Annotated in this window: 16 protein-coding genes and 1 tRNA gene; 13 read left to right on the plus strand and 4 right to left on the minus strand. The window is 59.4% G+C overall.

Annotation, left to right across the window (positions count from 1 at the left end):
* Positions 1-85: 85 nt before the first annotated feature.
* The 7 genes from rpsE (at position 86) to ABD937_RS08050 (ending at position 5,561) form a co-directional block, all read left to right on the plus strand.
* Entirely contained in the window at positions 86-604 is a 519-nt protein-coding gene (rpsE, locus tag ABD937_RS08020) for a 30S ribosomal protein S5 (protein WP_345254915.1), read from the plus strand.
* Between the two features lie 65 nt (positions 605-669).
* Positions 670-852: a 50S ribosomal protein L30 gene (gene rpmD, locus ABD937_RS08025; protein WP_345254916.1), complete on the plus strand. Its 183-nt coding sequence runs from the start codon at positions 670-672 to the stop codon at positions 850-852.
* Between the two features lie 133 nt (positions 853-985).
* Positions 986-1,435 (plus strand): 50S ribosomal protein L15, encoded by a 450-nt coding sequence (gene rplO, locus ABD937_RS08030; RefSeq protein ID WP_345254917.1) that lies wholly within the window; start codon positions 986-988, stop codon positions 1,433-1,435.
* 71 nt (positions 1,436-1,506) lie between these two features.
* Complete coding sequence (secY, locus tag ABD937_RS08035; RefSeq protein WP_345254918.1) at positions 1,507-2,853, plus strand: preprotein translocase subunit SecY; 1,347 nt, start codon at positions 1,507-1,509, stop codon at positions 2,851-2,853.
* Between the two features lie 240 nt (positions 2,854-3,093).
* Positions 3,094-3,894, plus strand: coding sequence for a type I methionyl aminopeptidase (gene map, locus ABD937_RS08040; RefSeq protein WP_345254919.1), 801 nt, complete (start codon positions 3,094-3,096; stop codon positions 3,892-3,894).
* 110 nt (positions 3,895-4,004) lie between these two features.
* Positions 4,005-5,246, plus strand: a complete 1,242-nt coding sequence (locus ABD937_RS08045) for a BaiN/RdsA family NAD(P)/FAD-dependent oxidoreductase (protein WP_345254920.1) — start codon at positions 4,005-4,007, stop codon at positions 5,244-5,246.
* 9 nt (positions 5,247-5,255) lie between these two features.
* The gene (locus ABD937_RS08050) at positions 5,256-5,561 is read left to right on the plus strand and encodes a hypothetical protein (RefSeq protein WP_345254921.1); all 306 of its coding nucleotides are present in this window, start codon (positions 5,256-5,258) and stop codon (positions 5,559-5,561) included.
* A gap of 151 nt (positions 5,562-5,712) precedes the next feature.
* On the opposite strand, the gene ABD937_RS08055 is transcribed toward ABD937_RS08050, so the two are convergent.
* Both ABD937_RS08055 and ABD937_RS08060 read right to left on the minus strand, forming a co-directional pair.
* Positions 5,713-6,447 (minus strand): GIN domain-containing protein, encoded by a 735-nt coding sequence (locus tag ABD937_RS08055; RefSeq protein ID WP_345254922.1) that lies wholly within the window; start codon positions 6,445-6,447, stop codon positions 5,713-5,715.
* Positions 6,447-7,499 carry an acyloxyacyl hydrolase gene (locus tag ABD937_RS08060; protein ID WP_345254923.1) on the minus strand — a complete coding sequence of 351 codons (1,053 nt, stop codon included), beginning with the start codon at positions 7,497-7,499 and terminating at the stop codon, positions 6,447-6,449. Before ABD937_RS08060 ends, ABD937_RS08055 begins: the two co-directional genes overlap by 1 nt.
* A 342-nt stretch (positions 7,500-7,841) precedes the next feature.
* Between ABD937_RS08060 and rpsA the strand changes: the two genes are divergently transcribed.
* Both rpsA and ABD937_RS08070 read left to right on the plus strand, forming a co-directional pair.
* Positions 7,842-9,830, plus strand: a complete 1,989-nt coding sequence (gene rpsA, locus ABD937_RS08065) for a 30S ribosomal protein S1 (protein WP_345254924.1) — start codon at positions 7,842-7,844, stop codon at positions 9,828-9,830.
* Positions 9,831-10,082: 252 nt separating this feature from the next.
* The gene (locus ABD937_RS08070; protein WP_345254925.1) at positions 10,083-11,699 is read left to right on the plus strand and encodes a hypothetical protein; all 1,617 of its coding nucleotides are present in this window, start codon (positions 10,083-10,085) and stop codon (positions 11,697-11,699) included.
* Between the two features lie 2 nt (positions 11,700-11,701).
* Here the strand turns inward: ABD937_RS08070 and ABD937_RS08075 are convergent, their stop codons facing one another.
* Positions 11,702-12,433: an SIMPL domain-containing protein gene (locus ABD937_RS08075; RefSeq protein ID WP_345254926.1), complete on the minus strand. Its 732-nt coding sequence runs from the start codon at positions 12,431-12,433 to the stop codon at positions 11,702-11,704.
* A gap of 114 nt (positions 12,434-12,547) precedes the next feature.
* Here ABD937_RS08075 and ABD937_RS08080 point away from each other — a divergent pair, with 114 nt between their 5' ends.
* Positions 12,548-13,318 (plus strand): lysophospholipid acyltransferase family protein, encoded by a 771-nt coding sequence (locus ABD937_RS08080; RefSeq protein ID WP_345254927.1) that lies wholly within the window; start codon positions 12,548-12,550, stop codon positions 13,316-13,318.
* A 284-nt stretch (positions 13,319-13,602) separates the two neighbouring features.
* Entirely contained in the window at positions 13,603-14,067 is a 465-nt protein-coding gene (locus ABD937_RS08085) for a Dps family protein (RefSeq protein ID WP_345254929.1), read from the plus strand.
* A gap of 135 nt (positions 14,068-14,202) precedes the next feature.
* On the opposite strand, the gene ABD937_RS08090 is transcribed toward ABD937_RS08085, so the two are convergent.
* Complete coding sequence (locus ABD937_RS08090; RefSeq protein ID WP_345254931.1) at positions 14,203-14,718, minus strand: acyl-CoA thioesterase; 516 nt, start codon at positions 14,716-14,718, stop codon at positions 14,203-14,205.
* Between the two features lie 206 nt (positions 14,719-14,924).
* Between ABD937_RS08090 and ABD937_RS08095 the strand changes: the two genes are divergently transcribed.
* Together ABD937_RS08095 and ABD937_RS08100 are read left to right on the plus strand one after the other, a co-directional pair.
* Entirely contained in the window at positions 14,925-16,148 is a 1,224-nt protein-coding gene (locus ABD937_RS08095; RefSeq protein WP_345254932.1) for a proline dehydrogenase family protein, read from the plus strand.
* Positions 16,149-16,292: 144 nt separating this feature from the next.
* Positions 16,293-16,366 (plus strand) — tRNA-Val (locus tag ABD937_RS08100).
* The last annotated feature ends 168 nt before the right edge of the window (positions 16,367-16,534 follow it).

The raw sequence follows: 16,534 nt of genomic DNA on the forward strand, positions 1-16,534 counted from the left end.
ATCACGATGGCCCGGCGGCCCCTCGAGGCCGCCGGACCCATTGATACCTAACTGAGCAATTGCGCTTATCAAGTCAAAAAAGAAAATGGCAAAAGCAACTTTAAACAAAGTAAAAGCCGGCGACCTCGAACTCAAAGAGAAGGTTGTGGCCATCAACCGCGTGGTGAAGACAACCAAGGGTGGTCGTACGTTCAGCTTCTCCGCCCTTGTGGTGGTAGGCAACGAGCAGGGCGTGGTTGGCCACGGTCTGGGTAAGGCCAAGGAAGTACAGGAGGCCATCACCAAGGGCATCGAAGATGCCAAGAAGAACCTCATCAAGGTTCCGGTGATGCACGGCACCATTCCCCACGACCAGCTCGCCCGCGTAGGCGCCGCCAAGGTGCTGATCAAGCCGGCCGCTCACGGTACCGGTGTGATCGCCGGAGGTTCCATGCGCGCTGTGCTCGAGAGCGCCGGTGTAACCGACGTTCTGGCCAAGTCGCTGGGTTCCGCCAACCCGCACAACGTGGTAAAGGCCACCTTCACGGCCCTCGCCATGCTGCGTGAGCCGATCGCCGTGGCCCGCCAGCGCAACGTCAACCTGAAGAAAGTATTCAACGGTTGATCCTTCGCTTCGCTCCGGATGACAAACATCCCTGCGTAGCCTGGTAAAACCACAAATAAACTGTCATGAAAAAGATCAAGATCACGCTGGTGAAGAGCCCCATCGACCGCCCCGAGCGCCAGAAGCTCACCTTGCAGGCCCTCGGCCTCAACAAGATGAACGCCTCCCGCGAAGTGGAGGCCACCCCCCAGATCCTGGGTATGGTGCGCAAGGTGGAGCATATGATCACCGTAGAAGAAGTAGCCTAAGAACGAATGGGGTAATGGGGTAATGTGCTGATGGGGTAATTCCCGTTTTCATATTATCCCATTACCCCATTCTCCCATTATCCCATTCATTAACAAGCGAGGGGCGATTCCCCGAAAGTAAAAATCAAACAGTATGAAACTGCACGAACTCCGTCCTGCAAAAGGATCCGTACACAAAGAGAAGCGTATTGGCCGCGGTGAAGCCTCCGGTAAGGGTGGCACGTCCACAAAAGGTAACAAAGGCCAGCAGAGCAACGCCGGCTATTCCCGCAAGATGGCCCACGAAGGTGGCCAGATGCCGATCCAGCGTCGCGTTCCGAAGCGTGGCTTCAAGAACATCAACCGCATCGAGTACAAAGTGTTCAACCTCGGCCAGATCGACCAGCTCGTTGAGAAGTATGAGCTGAAAGAATTCAGCCTCGAGAACCTCTATACCAACGGCCTCATCAGCCAGACCGACCGCGTGAAAGTACTGGCCAACGGCGAACTGAAATCCAAGGTCACCTTCAAGATCAACGCAGCGAGCGAGAAAGCAAAGGCAGCCATCGAAGCAGCCGGCGGTTCCGTTGAGATCGTGAAGTAAATTTCCTTAAATTGCACAGGCGCATGAATGATCATGCGTCTTTTTTTCAATTCGGACCGTAAACATTTCCCGTGAAAAAGTTAACCCAAACGCTGAAGAACATCTGGAGCATTGAGGAGTTGCGCAGCAAGATCCTGGTTACCCTTCTTCTTATCTTCATCTACCGCGTCGGTACGCACATCGTGCTCCCCGGCATCCGGATCAACCCGGCCGCGGCCGATGCGAACCAGGGCGGTATCCTCGGCATGATCGATGCCTTCGCCGGTGGCGCCTTCAACCAGGCTTCCATCTTCGCGCTCGGCATCATGCCCTATATCTCTGCCTCCATTTTCATGCAGCTGATGACGGTACTCGTACCTTCTTTCCAGAAACTGCAGAAAGAGGGCGAGAGCGGTCGTAAGAAGATCAACCAGTGGACCCGCTACCTCACCGTGATCGTAACCCTCGTTCAGGCTTCGGCCTACGTGGGCTACCTCAACCAGATGACGCAGCAGAACATTGCTTCGCTCGTTCCGGCCTACCAGTCGTATTTCTACCTCTCCACCGTGGTGCTCCTCACCGCCGGCACCCTCTTCGTGATGTGGCTCGGCGAGAAGATCACCGATAAGGGCCTCGGCAACGGTACGTCCATCATCATCATGGTGGGTATCCTCGCCCGCCTGCCGCAGGCCTTCGGCCAGGAATTCTCTGCCAAATCGCAGCCGGTGGGTATGCTTCTCGTGTTCATCATCGAGATCGCCATCCTCATCGCCATCATCATGGGCTGTATCCTGCTCGTTCAGGGTACGCGCAAGATCCCGGTGAACTACGCCAAGCAGATCGTCGGCAACCGCCAGTTCGGTGGTGGCGCCCGCCAGTTCCTCCCCATCAAGGTGAACTCAGCCGGTGTGATGCCGATCATCTTCGCCCAGGCCATCATGTTCCTGCCCACGCTGTTCTCCTTCAACAAGAACAGCGAGACCTCGCAGAACATCGCCGGCGTATTCTCCGACCATACCAACATCTGGTACATGGTGGTATACTCCACCGTGGTGATCGGGTTTACCTTCCTGTACACGGCCCTTATCTTCAACCCGAAGCAGATCGCCGACAACCTGAAGCAGAACAACGGCTTCGTGCCCGGCGTGAAGCCCGGCCAGCCCACGGCCGACTATATCGGCGCCATCATGGATAAGATCACCCTCCCGGGTGCCATCCTGCTGGCCCTCGTCGGTATCCTGCCCGGTATCGCGCAGCTGCTCGGCGTATCGGCCAACTTCTCCACCTTCTTCGGCGGCACCTCGCTGCTGATCATGGTGGGCGTTATCCTCGACACGCTCCAGCAGATCGAGACCCAGCTCCTCATGCGCCAGTACGATGGCCTCATGAAGGGCGGTCGCATCCAGGGACGCCAGACGGTGACGCAGGCTTCCATTTAAGAAGGAACCTCCTTTCTATAGAGAACCCGGTAGCTTGCTGCCGGGTTTTTCTTTTTAAGTCAAAAAGCAAAATTCAAAAGTCAAAATTGTCTTGCTGGTGGACGCTTGTTTCCCCGTAGGCACCTTCCGGAAATCTGTAGCGAGAAGTTGCAGCGGAATGCTATTTGACGCCAACGCTTTTGAATTTTGAATTTTGAGTTTTTAATTTCCCCGCCCCGGAGAATTATCTTTGCCGTCCAGATGATTTATTACAAGACCAATGAGCAGGTAGAGGCGATGCGCAAGAGCGCCCTGCTGGTGAGCCAGACGCTGGCGGAGATCGCCGCGATGCTGCGCCCGGGCCTCAGCACCATTTCGATCGACAAGGTGATCGGCGCCTATGTGCGCGATCACGGCGCCATACCGTCCTTCCTCAACTACAACGGCTACCCGTATAACTCCTGTATCTCCGTAAACGATGTGGTGGTACACGGCTTTCCGAACAACTACGCTCTGAAGGAAGGCGACGTGGTGTCGGTGGACGTCGGCGTGATCCTCGACGGCTGGCATGGTGACCATGCGTATACCTTTATGATCGGCGACCCCGGCCCGGAGGCGGTAAAGCTCGTGAAGGTGACAAAGGAATCGCTTTATAAGGGCATCGAAAAAGCCGTGGTAGGCAACCGCATCGGTGATATTGCCTTTGCCATCCAGGAGCACACCGAGAAGAAGAACGGCTACGGCGTGGTGCGCGAGCTCGTGGGGCATGGACTCGGCCGCTCGCTCCACGAAGACCCGCAAGTGCCTAACTACGGCAAGCGCGGCTCGGGACCGGTACTGAAAGACGGCCTTGTGCTCGCCATCGAGCCGATGATCAATATGGGCCGGAAGGACGTGTTCACCGACTCCGACGGTTGGACGGTGCGTACCAAGGACAGCAAGGTGTCGGTACACTTCGAGCACGACGTATGTGTACGCAAGGGCACGGCCGACATACTTTCCAACTACGCCCCGATCGAGGCTGCCGAGAAGGCCAATAAAGAGTTGTTTTCTGACTATTAGCGCGTTATTCAGTTTGATGTTTGAGGTGGGTGGCCGGCACCGAAGCGCATTCAGCCACGTGGCAAATCGTTCCGAAACATCAAACATCAGACGCCAAACATCAAACCTCCTTGTCCCACTCCTCCCAACAATTGATCGTGATCGGCGGCGGCGCTGCCGGGTTCTTCTGCGCGGTGAATGCGGCCCGCATGCACCCGGGGCTGAAGGTGGTGCTGCTCGAGAAGACGAGTAAGCTGCTTTCCAAGGTGCGTATATCCGGAGGCGGACGCTGCAACGTGACGCACCACCTCTTCGACACCGTCGAATTCGCGAAGCGCTATCCGCGGGGACACAACTTCGTCAAGAAGACCTTTCACCAGTTTTCCAGCGCCGAGTGCATCGACTGGTTTGCGGAGCGCGGCGTACGCCTGAAGGCCGAGGCCGACGGCCGCATGTTCCCGGTCACGGATTCGTCGGAAACCGTCATCGAATGCCTGCTGCGCGAGGCGGGCCGCTACGGCGTCGACATCCGGATGAATGCCGAAGTGAAGACCCTGCAGAAGACCGGCGACGGCTTTGTACTGACGTTGGCCGGCGGGCAGGAGCTGCGCGCACCCTTCGTGTGCGTGGCGGCCGGCGGCTACCCGAAGGCGCCGATGTTCGACTGGCTGCGAGCCCTCGGTCATACCGTGGCCGACCCCACGCCTTCGCTCTTCACCTTTAACCTGCCGAAGCACCCGATCACGGCGCTGATGGGCGTGGCCGTGGAGCGGGCGCGCGTCAAGATCGAAGGCAGCAAGCTGCAGGAGGAGGGACCCGTACTCATTACGCACTGGGGCCTCAGCGGACCGGCGGTGCTGCGCCTCAGTGCCTGGGGCGCCCGCGAACTGGCCGCCGGCGGTTACTCCTTCAAAGCACACGTGCACTGGGTGCCCGGGCAAACCGAGGCCGACCTGAAAGCCACGATCGCCGACGCCCGTAAAACGCATCCCCAGAAAAAGCTGGAAAACCACAACCTGGGCCAGCTGCCCGCCCGCCTCTGGAACTTCCTGCTCCGGCAGTCGGGTATCTCCGAGGAGCAGCGCTTTGCCGACCTCCCCGCGAAGGCGGAGAACGCGCTCGTGCGCGCCCTTACGGACACTGTGTTCCACGTGGAGGGCAAGACCACTTTCAAGGAAGAATTCGTGACAGCGGGGGGCATCCAGCTCTCCGAGGTGGACCCGAATACGATGATGAGCCGCAAGGTGCCGGGGCTTTATTTCGCCGGGGAAGTACTCGACGTCGACGGCATCACGGGCGGCTTCAACTTCCAGCATGCCTGGACGAGCGGGTGGATCGCAGCCGGGTTAAAAGGAAGCGGCACGCCCGCGTAACTTCGGAAGATGGCGCTTGATCTCTATGATGCTACCGGCAAGGAACTCCTTTATTCCATCGACGATGCCGGCCTTACCGCACTCGAGCCGATCTTTCTTACCTATCAGCACTGGACCGGGATCCCGATCGACCCCTATGCCGATGGTCGCCTGAGCCAGGAGAATGCAGCCACGCTGATCCGCATCATCGACCAGTGGGCGCTCACGGAGCGGCTTGAGATAGACCGCCCCCGCACCATCGAAATACTTTCGTTCCGGGGAATCCTCAACTATTTTATTCTGAGAAAGACGGACCTGTTGCTGCGCGGTGACTAGAAGCCGTACTAAAATGGATCACTCCGCAAATTGTCGTAAGGCGTGAGGCTTGAACCGTGCCGTTAAGTGTCCGACAGGCACGGCTTTCTTCTCCCGCCTGACGCCTCACGCTTCACAATGCTCCAGCGCGCTATTGGTTTAGAGACAGCTTCTAGCGAAGCGGCGCCACCCGACCGGAGCTGCGGTAATCGGTGACGATGCGCGCAGGTGTGCCGCGGTAATACAGGTTGCCCGCATTGAAAAGCGTTGCCTGCAGGCTTTCCGTTGCCCACACGTAGCCATCGCGCGCGGAAGCGAAGGCGGCCCCCAACCGTTTCACTTCAAAATCTCGGAAGTCGATGCCGCCGCGCGAAGCGCTGTAGGCATAGGCCGAATCGCTGCGGCCCGCGAACACGAGGTCAGCGACCTCGTTGTTGACGTAGGCCAGCGTGAAACGCGTGTCGAGCAGGAGGCGCACGGTGCCGGCGCCGTTCGTGGCCTCCACGGAAAGGTAGTCGAGGTGCAGGGTGTCGGTGCAGGTGACGTTGCCGGAGCCCTGGTAGTCGACCCGGTTCAGGTCGGGGAGGGTGACGTAGGCGGTGATGGACTCGCCCGGGCGCCGGATCCAGGAGCAGGAGGCGGCATTGCGCAGGTGGAGCTGCTGCCCGTGCACCTCGGCCAGGATCACCGGTTGGAGGCTTTCGTCGGTTTCGATGTCGACGCTGCAGGAGTCGCCCTGGGTGAGCACCACGTTGATGTTGTCCTGGATCACCAGGTGGGAGAAGGTATTAACGGTGCGGGGCAGGCGCTGCGCGCGACCGGCGCGCTGGGAGCAGCCCGGGCGGCTGCATCCCGAAAGGAGGGCGGCCGCAAGCAGTACGATCGCAAAACAAAGCGTTTTCATCATTACCATTGATAGCCGATACCGGCGTGAAAATAATCGGCGCGGCCCATATGGGTCTTCAGGTGGATGCCGGCGCGCCAGCGGTCGGCGAAGCGGTAGCGTACCCCCAAGGTCTGGTACCAGGCGTTGACGTCGCGTTTGTTGAACAGGTACGCGCCGGCCTGCACCGGCACTTCGAGGCGGCCAAGCACCATCAGGTATTGGGCCCCGATCCCTGCCTGCCAGCCCCCGCCGCCCGGCGCCTTCTGGAGTGTATCGACACCCGACACCGGGGTGGGGTCGCGCAGTACCTGGAGTACGGCTCCATAGCGGCCGTTTGCCGAGAAGCGGCGCTGCCATTCGATCCCGAGTACCTGCACCCAGCGGCGCGGGCTGTTGACGAGCGGCCATTGCTTGCGCCCGGCAGAGGCCCAGGTTTCGAAATGGGCGCGGCGGGCGGGCGGTGCCGGCGGAACCGGCTTCAGGGGTGTCTGCGCATACCGGTAGGAGAGGCCGGTGGTCAGTGCCGGGATGTTGAGCCCGAGGTTGGGCAGCGAAGCCGCTCCGCTCGAAAGGTGGAGAAAGGAGATACCGGCGTTCCAGGACCAGTGCCGGCCGATATGCAGCTCCCCGAACAGGGACCCTTGGAGGGCGGCGTTCAGGTGGCTGCCGAGCAGCGAGTTCTTCGGGTTGGTGGCCGCGTCGAAGGGGCGGGCGATCCGTCCGGGCCCGATGCCCAGACGGGCATGCAGGCGCACAGGTCCGGCCGTGACCAGGGTTCGGTCTACAAAGCCCAGCAGGGCCGTGACTGCCCCGACGTATTGCCGGCTGCCCGAGTTGCCGTGCAGGAGCACCGCGCCCAGGCGGGTACGGGGTGCGTGCGCCGTGCTGCGGCTCCATTCTACGGCAACCAACTCACTGTAAGAATCTTTGAGCAGGTCGGCCTTGCTCATCTTGGTGATGAAGGAGCCGAGGTGTCCCGAAAGTCCAACGGCGGCTTCCGGGGGAGCGGTCTGGGCGCGGAGGCCCGGCGGCAGCCCGGCAAAGAAGAGGAATAAGCAGTAGTGGTGCCTCATGGGATTCCCAAACTTAGCGAAAAAGGGCGGGAGGCGAGCCTGCTGAAGCGCGCGTGCGGGCTTCCTCTTCGCGCTCCTGAAAAAATGGGAAACGCAGCAGGCTCGCTGTTGCAAATCAACGGCTGTACCCGTAAACAACCGGGAAAGGCCTCTTTGCGCCTTCGCGTTAAATCGGCGCGCCGCCTTTGAGCGATCCCCTCCCTATGGAAACGGCCGGCCGGTTCCCGTTGATTTTCAATGAAAAAAATCGCCAAAAAGGCGGTTTCGGGCGGCCTCAGCCGGGTGCCGAATGGGGCGGATTGGCTATCTTTGCACCCCCGAACAAAACCCTCGGGAAATTTTATGGAAGAAAATCAGATTGTTAACCAAAACGCGGAAGGCCAGGAGACGGCCCCTGTAGCACAGACAGAAGCTACGGAAGCCACTACCGCGACAACAAATGCCCCTGCCGCAACGGAAGCTGCCGAAGCTGCTCCCGTAGCCGAAGCTGCAGCCCCCAAGGCTGAGAAGGCGCCCCGCGTAGAGACCGCTCACGACGACTTCGACTGGAGCATCGACAAGCGCAACGTAGCTACCTACAGCAAGGAAGAGCAGCAGAAGTACGACAAGGTGTACGAAGGCACGTTCGTTCAGCTGAACGACGGCGAGCTGATCAAAGGCCTCGTGGTGGGTATCACCAAGACCGACGTGGTGCTGAACATCGGCTTCAAGTCGGACGGCCTCGTTTCCCTCAACGAATTCCGCGACATCCAGGGCCTGAAGGTCGGTGATGAAGTAGAAGTGATGGTGGTGGAGAAAGAAGACCGCGACGGTAACCTCAACCTCTCCCGCAAGCAGGCCCGCATTACCCGTGCCTGGGAGCGCATCGTTGAAGTACACAAGACCGGAGAGATCGTTACCGGTACCGTTACTTCCAAGACGAAAGGCGGCCTCATCGTAGACGTATTCGGTATGGAGACCTTCCTGCCGGGTTCGCAGATCGACGTGAAGCCCGTTACCGACTACGACCAGTTCGTAGGCAAGACGATGGAGTTCAAGGTGGTGAAGATCAACGAAGCCATCAAGAACGCCGTAGTATCGCACAAAGCCCTCATCGAGAGCGATATCGAAGCACAGCGTGCCCAGATCATCGGTCAGCTGGAGAAAGGCCAGGTGCTGGAAGGTACCGTGAAGAACATCACCGACTTCGGTGCGTTCATGGACCTCGGCGGCCTCGACGGTCTCCTCTACATCACCGATATCAGCTGGGGTCGTATCAACCACCCGAGCGAGGTGCTGAAGCTCGATCAGAAGCTGAACGTAGTAGTTCTGGACTTCGACGACGAGAAGAAGCGTATCTCCCTCGGCCTCAAGCAACTCACCCCGCACCCCTGGGATGTGCTGCCTGAGAACATCCACGAAGGTGCTGTGGTCAAAGGCCGCGTCGTGAACATCGAAGACTATGGTGCATTCCTCGAGATCATGCCGGGCGTAGAAGGCCTCGTGCACGTTTCCGAGATCACCTGGGCCAATACCCCCATCAATGCCAAGGAGTTCTTCAAGCTCAACGACGAGCATGAAGCCAAGATCGTTACCCTGGACAAGGACAGCCGCAAGATGAGCCTCTCGATCAAGCAGCTTTCCCAGGATCCCTGGAACGACATCGAGGTGAACTTCCCCGAAGGCAGCCGCCACCAGGGCACGGTGAAGAACATCACCCCCTACGGCGTATTCGTAGAGCTGAGCCAGGGCATCGGCGGTATGATCCACATCTCCGACCTGAGCTGGCTGAAGCGTTACAACCACCCCAGCGAGTTCACGAAAGTGGGCGAGCGCATCGAAGTGGCCATCCTGGGCATCGACAAGGACAACCGCAAGCTGCAGCTGGGTCACAAGCAACTCGAAGAAGATCCCTGGAACACCCTGCAGGACACCTTCGCCATCACTTCCGTGCATGAAGGCACCGTTATCCGCAAGGACGACAAAGGCGCCATCGTGCAGATGCCTTACGGCCTGGAAGGTTTCGCTCCCAACCGTCACCTCGCGAAGGAAGATGGTAAGAGCGTAGGTGCCGACGAAGTGGCTCCGTTCATGGTGATCGAGTTCGATCGCAACGAGAAGCGCATCGTGGTATCGCACACCCGCACCTGGGAAGCTGCCAAGCAGGAAGAGAAAGACGCCATGCGTAAGGAAGCCCGCGCCAACGCGGAGTCGACCACGAAGGCCGTCAAGAACCTGCAGCAGAAAGTCGAGAAGCCGACCCTCGGCGACCTCGGCGCCCTCGCCCAGATCAAGGAGCGCCTCCAGAAAGAAGAGAAGAACAACTCCGGCAGCAACACCCCCGAAGCTTAATCTTCAACGATTTTCAAATAGCAAAGTCCCGACGGTAACGTCGGGACTTTTTTTATGCCCGTCCACCTGCTTGTGCCGCGCCGGGGCATTGTATTAATACGGTATATAAGTGTTTTGGGGTAGTCGGCTTTAAAATGATCCCTGATCGCCGCCAATGGTTGCTCCCATTAGGGCTGAGCTTTAGCGCGACAGTGTATCTTGGTAGTCCCGCCAACGGAACCGCATCCGAAAACAAACCAAAACCAACTGTGCATGTCTCTGTTCCGTAGCCTGGCGGCACTGCTGTTGCTGTCCCGTATTTTTACTGTTACCGCCGCTGCCCAGCAACCGGGCGATTACCGGTCAAACGGCCTCCTCGGCAGCGTTTCCCTCAACAACCCCCTCAACTGGGAGAAATATACGCTCCTGCTCGGCACGTACCAATGGGTGGCGCTGTCGGGCCTTTCCACCGCTCCGTCGGGCGATTTCCGCGACGGCCAGACCATTACCATTCGGGCCAACGACACCTGGAGCAACAGCTCCGCGATCACGGTGCCTGCCGGTGTCAAGATCGTGCACCAGGGCCATAACGGCACCTTCAGCAGCAGCAACCGCATTACCATCAACGGCGCCTACGAGCACGCCACCTCCGCATCGCCGCAGACCGTGAGCAACGGGATGACGCTGGGCAGCAACAGCAGCGTCTGGTTCACTTATGCCGGCAACCAGGTGATACCGGGGCGTGCCGACTACGACGAGCTCGTAGTGACGGGCGGCGGCACCAAGACCCTCGGCACCAGCACCTTCGTGCTGGGCCACGTTACCCTTCTCAATACCATGCTCGACATCGGCAACTACGATCTGTCGGTGTGGGGCGAGGTGATCAGAACCGGAGCCGTCTATATCAAGACCAGCGGTACCGGTGAGTTGATCCTGAAGAATGTCGGTGCAGCCGCACGGACCTTCCCGGTGGGGCGCAGCACGTACAACCCGGTCGTCATCTCCGATGGCGGCGGCATGGACTATGGCGTGCTGGTGACCGATGGCGTGTATAATGCGGAATCCCCTGTGGAGAGTGATAAGTCCGTACAACGCACCTGGTTCATCACCCCGGCAGGTACGCCTTCGGGCGCCAGCATCACGCTGCAATACGAGGACGCGGGCCAGGTTGGTGCTGACTTCAAAACGGGCGACCCGGTGCGCGTGTTCAATTACCATAACGGCGCCTGGGCAGGCAGAGGGAGCGCAGGAATGCCTGCCGGCACCCCGGGTGGCACCCGTTCGGTTACCATCACAGAGCAGAGCGAGTTTTCGCCCTTTGCCGTGGCCAATGTTTCGGGCGTGCTGCCGGTTCGTTTTACTGCCGTGCGCGCACAACGCGGCTCCGAAGGCGCGCAGCTGGAGTTCACCAATGCCACCGAAGCCCAGGTAACGAGCTACGCGGTGGAGCGCAGCAGCGACGGGATCCGGTTTGCCACCGTGGCCACAGTTGCGCCCCGGGTCAACAACGGGGCAAGCGCTTCCTATCGGTATGCCGACCGTACCGCACCCGCCGGCAGACTCTGGTACCGCATCGCAGCGCGGGAGTGGAGCGGGCGCTCCGTGCTGAGTGCCGTGCTGCCCGTTGGCGCGGAGCAGCCCCGGGGACTTAGCCTGCAACCGAACCCGCTTCGCGGTGAGCGCCTGCTGTTCGGAGCGGCCTCGCTTCCGGCGGGCGCGTACACGTTCCGTATTTATACGGCCTCCGGCCTCGAGCTGCGCCGGGTGGCGCGCGTGCATACGGGCGGGAGCCTGCAACAGGAGCTCCGCACCGGGGCGTTGCCGGCAGGTCTTTATTACGTTGCGTTTTCGGGCCCGGTATCGGCCACGATGCCGTTGGTTGCCCAATAAGGCTACTTCAGCGCAAATACGGCGGCGACCTCGAATTTGAGCCGGATCTTCTGGAAGCCGGGTGCGCCTTCCTGGGCATCTTCGCTTCGCGGGCCCTGCAGCACGGTGTTGGTCATCATGCCGCCGGAGCGCCACCACACGGGCCCGTCGGCGTTGTCGCTGTTCTCGTTGATCGACACCGTTTCGCCGATGCGGTCGCCGGAGGCCTCGGCCATGTATGCCGCTTTTTCTTTGGCGGCCTTCACGGCGGCGATCTTGAGCTGCCGGCGGATCTCGGTGATGCGGCTGTGCGATACCCGCGCCACCTGGAAGTTCTGGGTCGCGTGTGGGTCGAGGCGATCTACCAGCTCGTTGACCTGTGCCGTGCTCCGCAGCTTGACGCCGTAGGTGACCGATGCCTGCAGCTGGTCCTTGCGGTTGCGCTTGCGTTCCCACCATTCCGCGTCGTTATAGCCATCGTAGGAAACAACGTTCACGAGCGAGTCGGCGATGCCGAGGCTCCGCACCGTGTTCAGGAACTGCCGGCGGATCCCGTCGAGGGTTACTTTGGGTGCGCCGGGGCGGCCGTATTCCTTGAGCTCGACCTGCACATGGATCTCATCGGGCACAAGCTCCTGCTCGGCCGTGCCGGTGACCGAAATGGTACGGGGGAAAGGATAGGAGGCCGCCGGAGACTGGGCCGGGGCGCCCAGGCAGGCGACCGCCAGCAGGAAGGAGAGGAATGATTTTTTCATGGTGTGCCGTTTTTGTTACCGGTAAGAGTTACTAAGTAACGGAAATGCATACCGGGGCGCCGCGCTCTTAACAATTCCGAAACACGTACCTTTACCGCCCAATTGCTTGAACCAATGAGTATCTGGAAAAAACTGGCGGAGTACCCCCTGGTCAGGAAGGTCGTCTATGCACTCGTGGGCATCTTTTCCTACCCCGGCCTGATGCTGGTGAACCGGCTGAAGATCAGCGGCACCGAGCACATTCAGGACCTGCCCACCCGCAACGTATTGTTCGTCTCCAACCACCAGACCTATTTTGCCGACGTCATCACCTTCCTGCACATCTTCTGTGCGGTGAAATGGCGCAAGAAGAACCGTCTCGGCATTCCCTATTACCTGCTGAACCCGTTCACCCGCGTGTACTACGTGGCGGCGGAGGAAACGATGCGCAGCTCGTGGATCTCCCGGCTCTTCACGCTTGCCGGCGCCCTCACGGTGCGCCGTACCTGGAAGAAGGACGGCAATGAGACACGCCGTGGCCTCGATCCCTCCGACACCCGTAAGATCCAGCGCTCGCTCGACCGGGCCTGGGTGATCACCTTCCCGCAGGGCACTACCAAGCCCTATGCGCCGGGCCGCAAGGGCACCGCCTACATCATCAAGCAGATGCGGCCCACCGTGATCCCCGTGGTGATCCAGGGCTTCTGGCGCGCCTTCGACAAGAAAGGCCTCAAGTTCAAGAAGCGCGGCGTGCCGCTGTCGGTTACCTTCAAGGAGCCGATGCAGATCGACTACGACGCCGCTCCCGAGGTGATCCTGGAGCAGGTGATGGACGCCATCGAGCAAAGCAAGCGCTTCATGATGCAGGGCCCGCACCAGTGGAAGGATCAAAAACTCACGGCGTGAGTTTTCGGTTTATTGGTCTATTGGTTTATTAGTAAGGGGTCGCTTCCCGCGTCATTTTCCTAAATATCTGTCAGACCGCCTTCGGGCGGTCTTTTTTGTGTTTGCGGAACAAAGTCCGAACTGTTACACGAATGTCGCATTGCATTACCTGCATGTTCAAACTGAATACAAGTTCGAATGGTGTACTGCATTTTCCAAAGAGGCACCCCTCTCCACTGGAGAGGGGCAGGGGGTGAGGTCCCGGCCCTAAATTTGAGGCATCCTCCCACAAAAAAAACAGGCATATGAACAAGATCGGATTAGATACGGAGAAATCGAAAGACCTGTCGGGCCAGCTCAACCAGCTGCTGGCGAACTACCAGGTGTTCTACATCAACGCGCGCGGCTTTCACTGGAACATCACCGGCGACCGCTTCTTCGAGCTGCACGCCAAGTTCGAAGAACTCTACAACGACCTGCTCGTAAAGGTGGATGAAATTGCCGAGCGCATCCTCACGCTGGGCAACACGCCGCTGCACACCTTCAGTGATTACACCGCTATCGCCACCATCAAGGAAGCGAAGAATATTTCGGGCGGCAAGGAAGCCATGCAAAGCATCCTCGACTCCTTCCAATCGCTGCTCGTGCTCCAGCGCTCCATCGCCGACGCGGCCGGTGAGGCCGGCGACGAAGGTACCGCGGCCCTTATGAGCGATTATATCCGCGAGCAGGAGAAGCTGGTGTGGATGTATTCGGCTTATTTGAAGTAAAAATTCAAAAGTCAAAAGGATGTCCCTGGTGGGTCCTTTTTTACAGAAACGGCCACTCCGCATTTCGGAGTGGCCGTTTCGTTTGAGACTATTCGAGCCGCAGCTTTTTACTTTTGAATTTTGCCTTGGAAGACTTCAGTCTTTCGTAAACAGCGCCTTCAGCTCCACGGCATCGTCCGGCTTCATCTTACCTCCGAGGATGAGGCGCACCTGGCGGCGGCGCAGCGCGCCTTCGTACAGCTTCTGGTCTTCGTCGGTCTCGGGCTCGAGGCCGGGCACCACGCGCGGGCGGCGGTTCGGGTCGAGCGCCACGAACGTGTAGTAGGCCTCGTTGCTCTTGTATTTGAACTGCTGCGTGAAGTCCTCGCCCCACACCTTGAGGTGCACTTCCATCGACGTATTGAAGGCACGCGTTACCTTGGCTTCGATGTGCACGGTGTTACCCAGCTTGATGGGGTTTTCGAAGGAGATGTTGTCGACGGAGGCGGTCACTACCGGCGCGTTGCAGTGCCGCTGCGCGGCGATGGCGGCGGCAATGTCCATCCAGTACATGAGGCGGCCGCCCATCAGGTTACCGAACACATTGGTGTCGTTGGGGAGCACGAGCTCGGTCATCATCGTATAGCTATCGGAGGGCTTTCTGGTCTGCATAAAAACGTGATTTGGGGCCCAAAGGTACGGGGGGAGATATGGTTCTGACGGGTTCTTGGGGCTGTGATGGTTCTGAAGGATCCGTAAAAAAACAATAGGCGTGCGTTGATCGGGAAGCGCGAAGCCAGAAAAACCCTAGGAACCTTAAAAACCTTCAGAACCTTAAGAACCCTCTGAACCGTTGTTCTTGTACCTTTGCCCCGCATATGAATTCCCCTTTATCCTTCGATAACACTGCGATTGCTTTTGCCAACAAATCTGATAAGGAGCTTAAACAAGCCCACTGGCTGTTCGGCCTGATGGGCAAGCCCTGGCTCGTGCAGGTGGGTACCCGCCTCGCTCCCTGGAGCATCCGCGCCGGCCTGCCGGTGAAAGGCATCATCCGGAAAACGATCTTCCGCCAGTTCGTGGGCGGCGAAACCCTCGACGAGACCGCAACCGTGGCTGCCCGCCTCGCCGCTTCCAACGTGCAGGTCATCCTCGACTATGGCGTCGAAGGCAAAGAAGGGGAGGAGTCGTTTGAGCTCGCCTGCCAGGAGTTCATCCGCGTGATCGACTACGCTGCCACCCAGCCCAACATCCCCTACATGAGCATCAAGGTCACCGGTTTTGCGCGCTTTGCGCTGCTGGAGCGCCTTGATTCGCTGATGGCCACCACCGAGGCTCCCTCGCTGGTAAAGCGCTACGAGGCCGCCCTGGCGCTGCTCTCCGAAGCCGAGGCTGCCGAATGGCGCCGCGTGGCCGATCGGATGGAACGCATTTCCACGGCCGCCGTGCGCAGCAACGTGGGCGTGCTCGTGGATGCCGAGGAGACCTGGATCCAGGACCCGGTGGATGCGCTCACGATGATCATGATGGATCGCTATAACCGCGACCGCGTGGTGCTCTACAACACCATCCAGCTCTACCGGCACGACCGCCTTGCCTTTCTGAAGCAGTCGGTGGACGCGGCCCGGGAGCGCGGCTTCGTGCTGGGCGCCAAGCTGGTGCGGGGCGCCTACATGGAAAAGGAGCGCAAGCGCGCCCAGGAGATGGGCTATCCTTCGCCCATCCAGCCTACGAAGGAAAGCTCCGACCGCGACTACGATGCCGCCGTGCGGCTGTGCATGGACCAGCTCGATGTGGTGGCGGTGATCATTGCTTCGCACAACGAACATTCCAACGCCCTCGGCGTGCAGCTGCTGCGCGAGAAAGGCCTCCCGATGAACCACCCGCGCGTGCATTTCAGCCAGCTGTTCGGCATGAGCGACAACATCACCTATAACCTTGCCGGCGCCGGCTGCAGCGTCAGCAAATACCTGCCTTTTGGCCCCATCGGCGACGTGGTGCCCTACCTGATGCGCCGTGCGCAGGAGAACACCTCCGTGGGCGGGCAAACCGGACGCGAGCTCATGCTGTTACAGCGCGAGATGAAACGCCGCGGAATGTGAGATGTCAGATCGCGGATCGCAGATCTGTGATCTTCTCCATACCCCAGAGTTGGTGCTCTTTTTAGATGGGAACACAAAAGATCTCAGATCCGAGATCACCGATCTGAGATTTTAATTACTAATTGCCTTACTTTTACACCCCCCGGGACGTTAGCTCAGTTGGTTAGAGTACTTCCTTGACATGGAAGGGGTCACTGATTCGAATTCAGTACGTCCCACAAAAAAAGTCTTGCTCCGGCAAGACTTTTTCATTTTACAGGGACCGCCGGCGTGGCGCAGGCATTGGAACCGGTTGGGCTCACGAACGTTTGGGATCGGCAAGGCGGCTTATTTTGGCCGCTGCTGTACACCCGTCGCCCGGGATCTTCACCGGGTTTCTTCAACAT

The sequence above is a fragment of the Flaviaestuariibacter amylovorans genome, assembly GCF_039541815.1.
GTDB classification, from domain to species: Bacteria; Bacteroidota; Bacteroidia; order Chitinophagales; family Chitinophagaceae; genus Flavisolibacter; species Flavisolibacter amylovorans.

Bases quoted from the DNA above. Each gene is read 5' to 3' on its own strand.
- ABD937_RS08075 (WP_345254926.1), bottom strand. From the start codon at position 12,433: ATGAAAAAATCATTCCTCTCCTTCCTGCTGGCGGTCGCCTGCCTGGGC.
- rpsA (WP_345254924.1), top strand. From the start codon at position 7,842: ATGGAAGAAAATCAGATTGTTAACCAAAACGCGGAAGGCCAGGAGACG.
- ABD937_RS08090 (WP_345254931.1), bottom strand. From the start codon at position 14,718: ATGCAGACCAGAAAGCCCTCCGATAGCTATACGATGATGACCGAGCTC.
- ABD937_RS08055 (WP_345254922.1), bottom strand. From the start codon at position 6,447: ATGATGAAAACGCTTTGTTTTGCGATCGTACTGCTTGCGGCCGCCCTC.
- rpmD (WP_345254916.1), top strand. From the start codon at position 670: ATGAAAAAGATCAAGATCACGCTGGTGAAGAGCCCCATCGACCGCCCC.
- ABD937_RS08060 (WP_345254923.1), bottom strand. From the start codon at position 7,499: ATGAGGCACCACTACTGCTTATTCCTCTTCTTTGCCGGGCTGCCGCCG.
- map (WP_345254919.1), top strand. From the start codon at position 3,094: ATGATTTATTACAAGACCAATGAGCAGGTAGAGGCGATGCGCAAGAGC.
- ABD937_RS08050 (WP_345254921.1), top strand. From the start codon at position 5,256: ATGGCGCTTGATCTCTATGATGCTACCGGCAAGGAACTCCTTTATTCC.
- rpsE (WP_345254915.1), top strand. From the start codon at position 86: ATGGCAAAAGCAACTTTAAACAAAGTAAAAGCCGGCGACCTCGAACTC.
- rplO (WP_345254917.1), top strand. From the start codon at position 986: ATGAAACTGCACGAACTCCGTCCTGCAAAAGGATCCGTACACAAAGAG.
- ABD937_RS08080 (WP_345254927.1), top strand. From the start codon at position 12,548: ATGAGTATCTGGAAAAAACTGGCGGAGTACCCCCTGGTCAGGAAGGTC.
- ABD937_RS08095 (WP_345254932.1), top strand. From the start codon at position 14,925: ATGAATTCCCCTTTATCCTTCGATAACACTGCGATTGCTTTTGCCAAC.
- ABD937_RS08070 (WP_345254925.1), top strand. From the start codon at position 10,083: ATGTCTCTGTTCCGTAGCCTGGCGGCACTGCTGTTGCTGTCCCGTATT.
- ABD937_RS08085 (WP_345254929.1), top strand. From the start codon at position 13,603: ATGAACAAGATCGGATTAGATACGGAGAAATCGAAAGACCTGTCGGGC.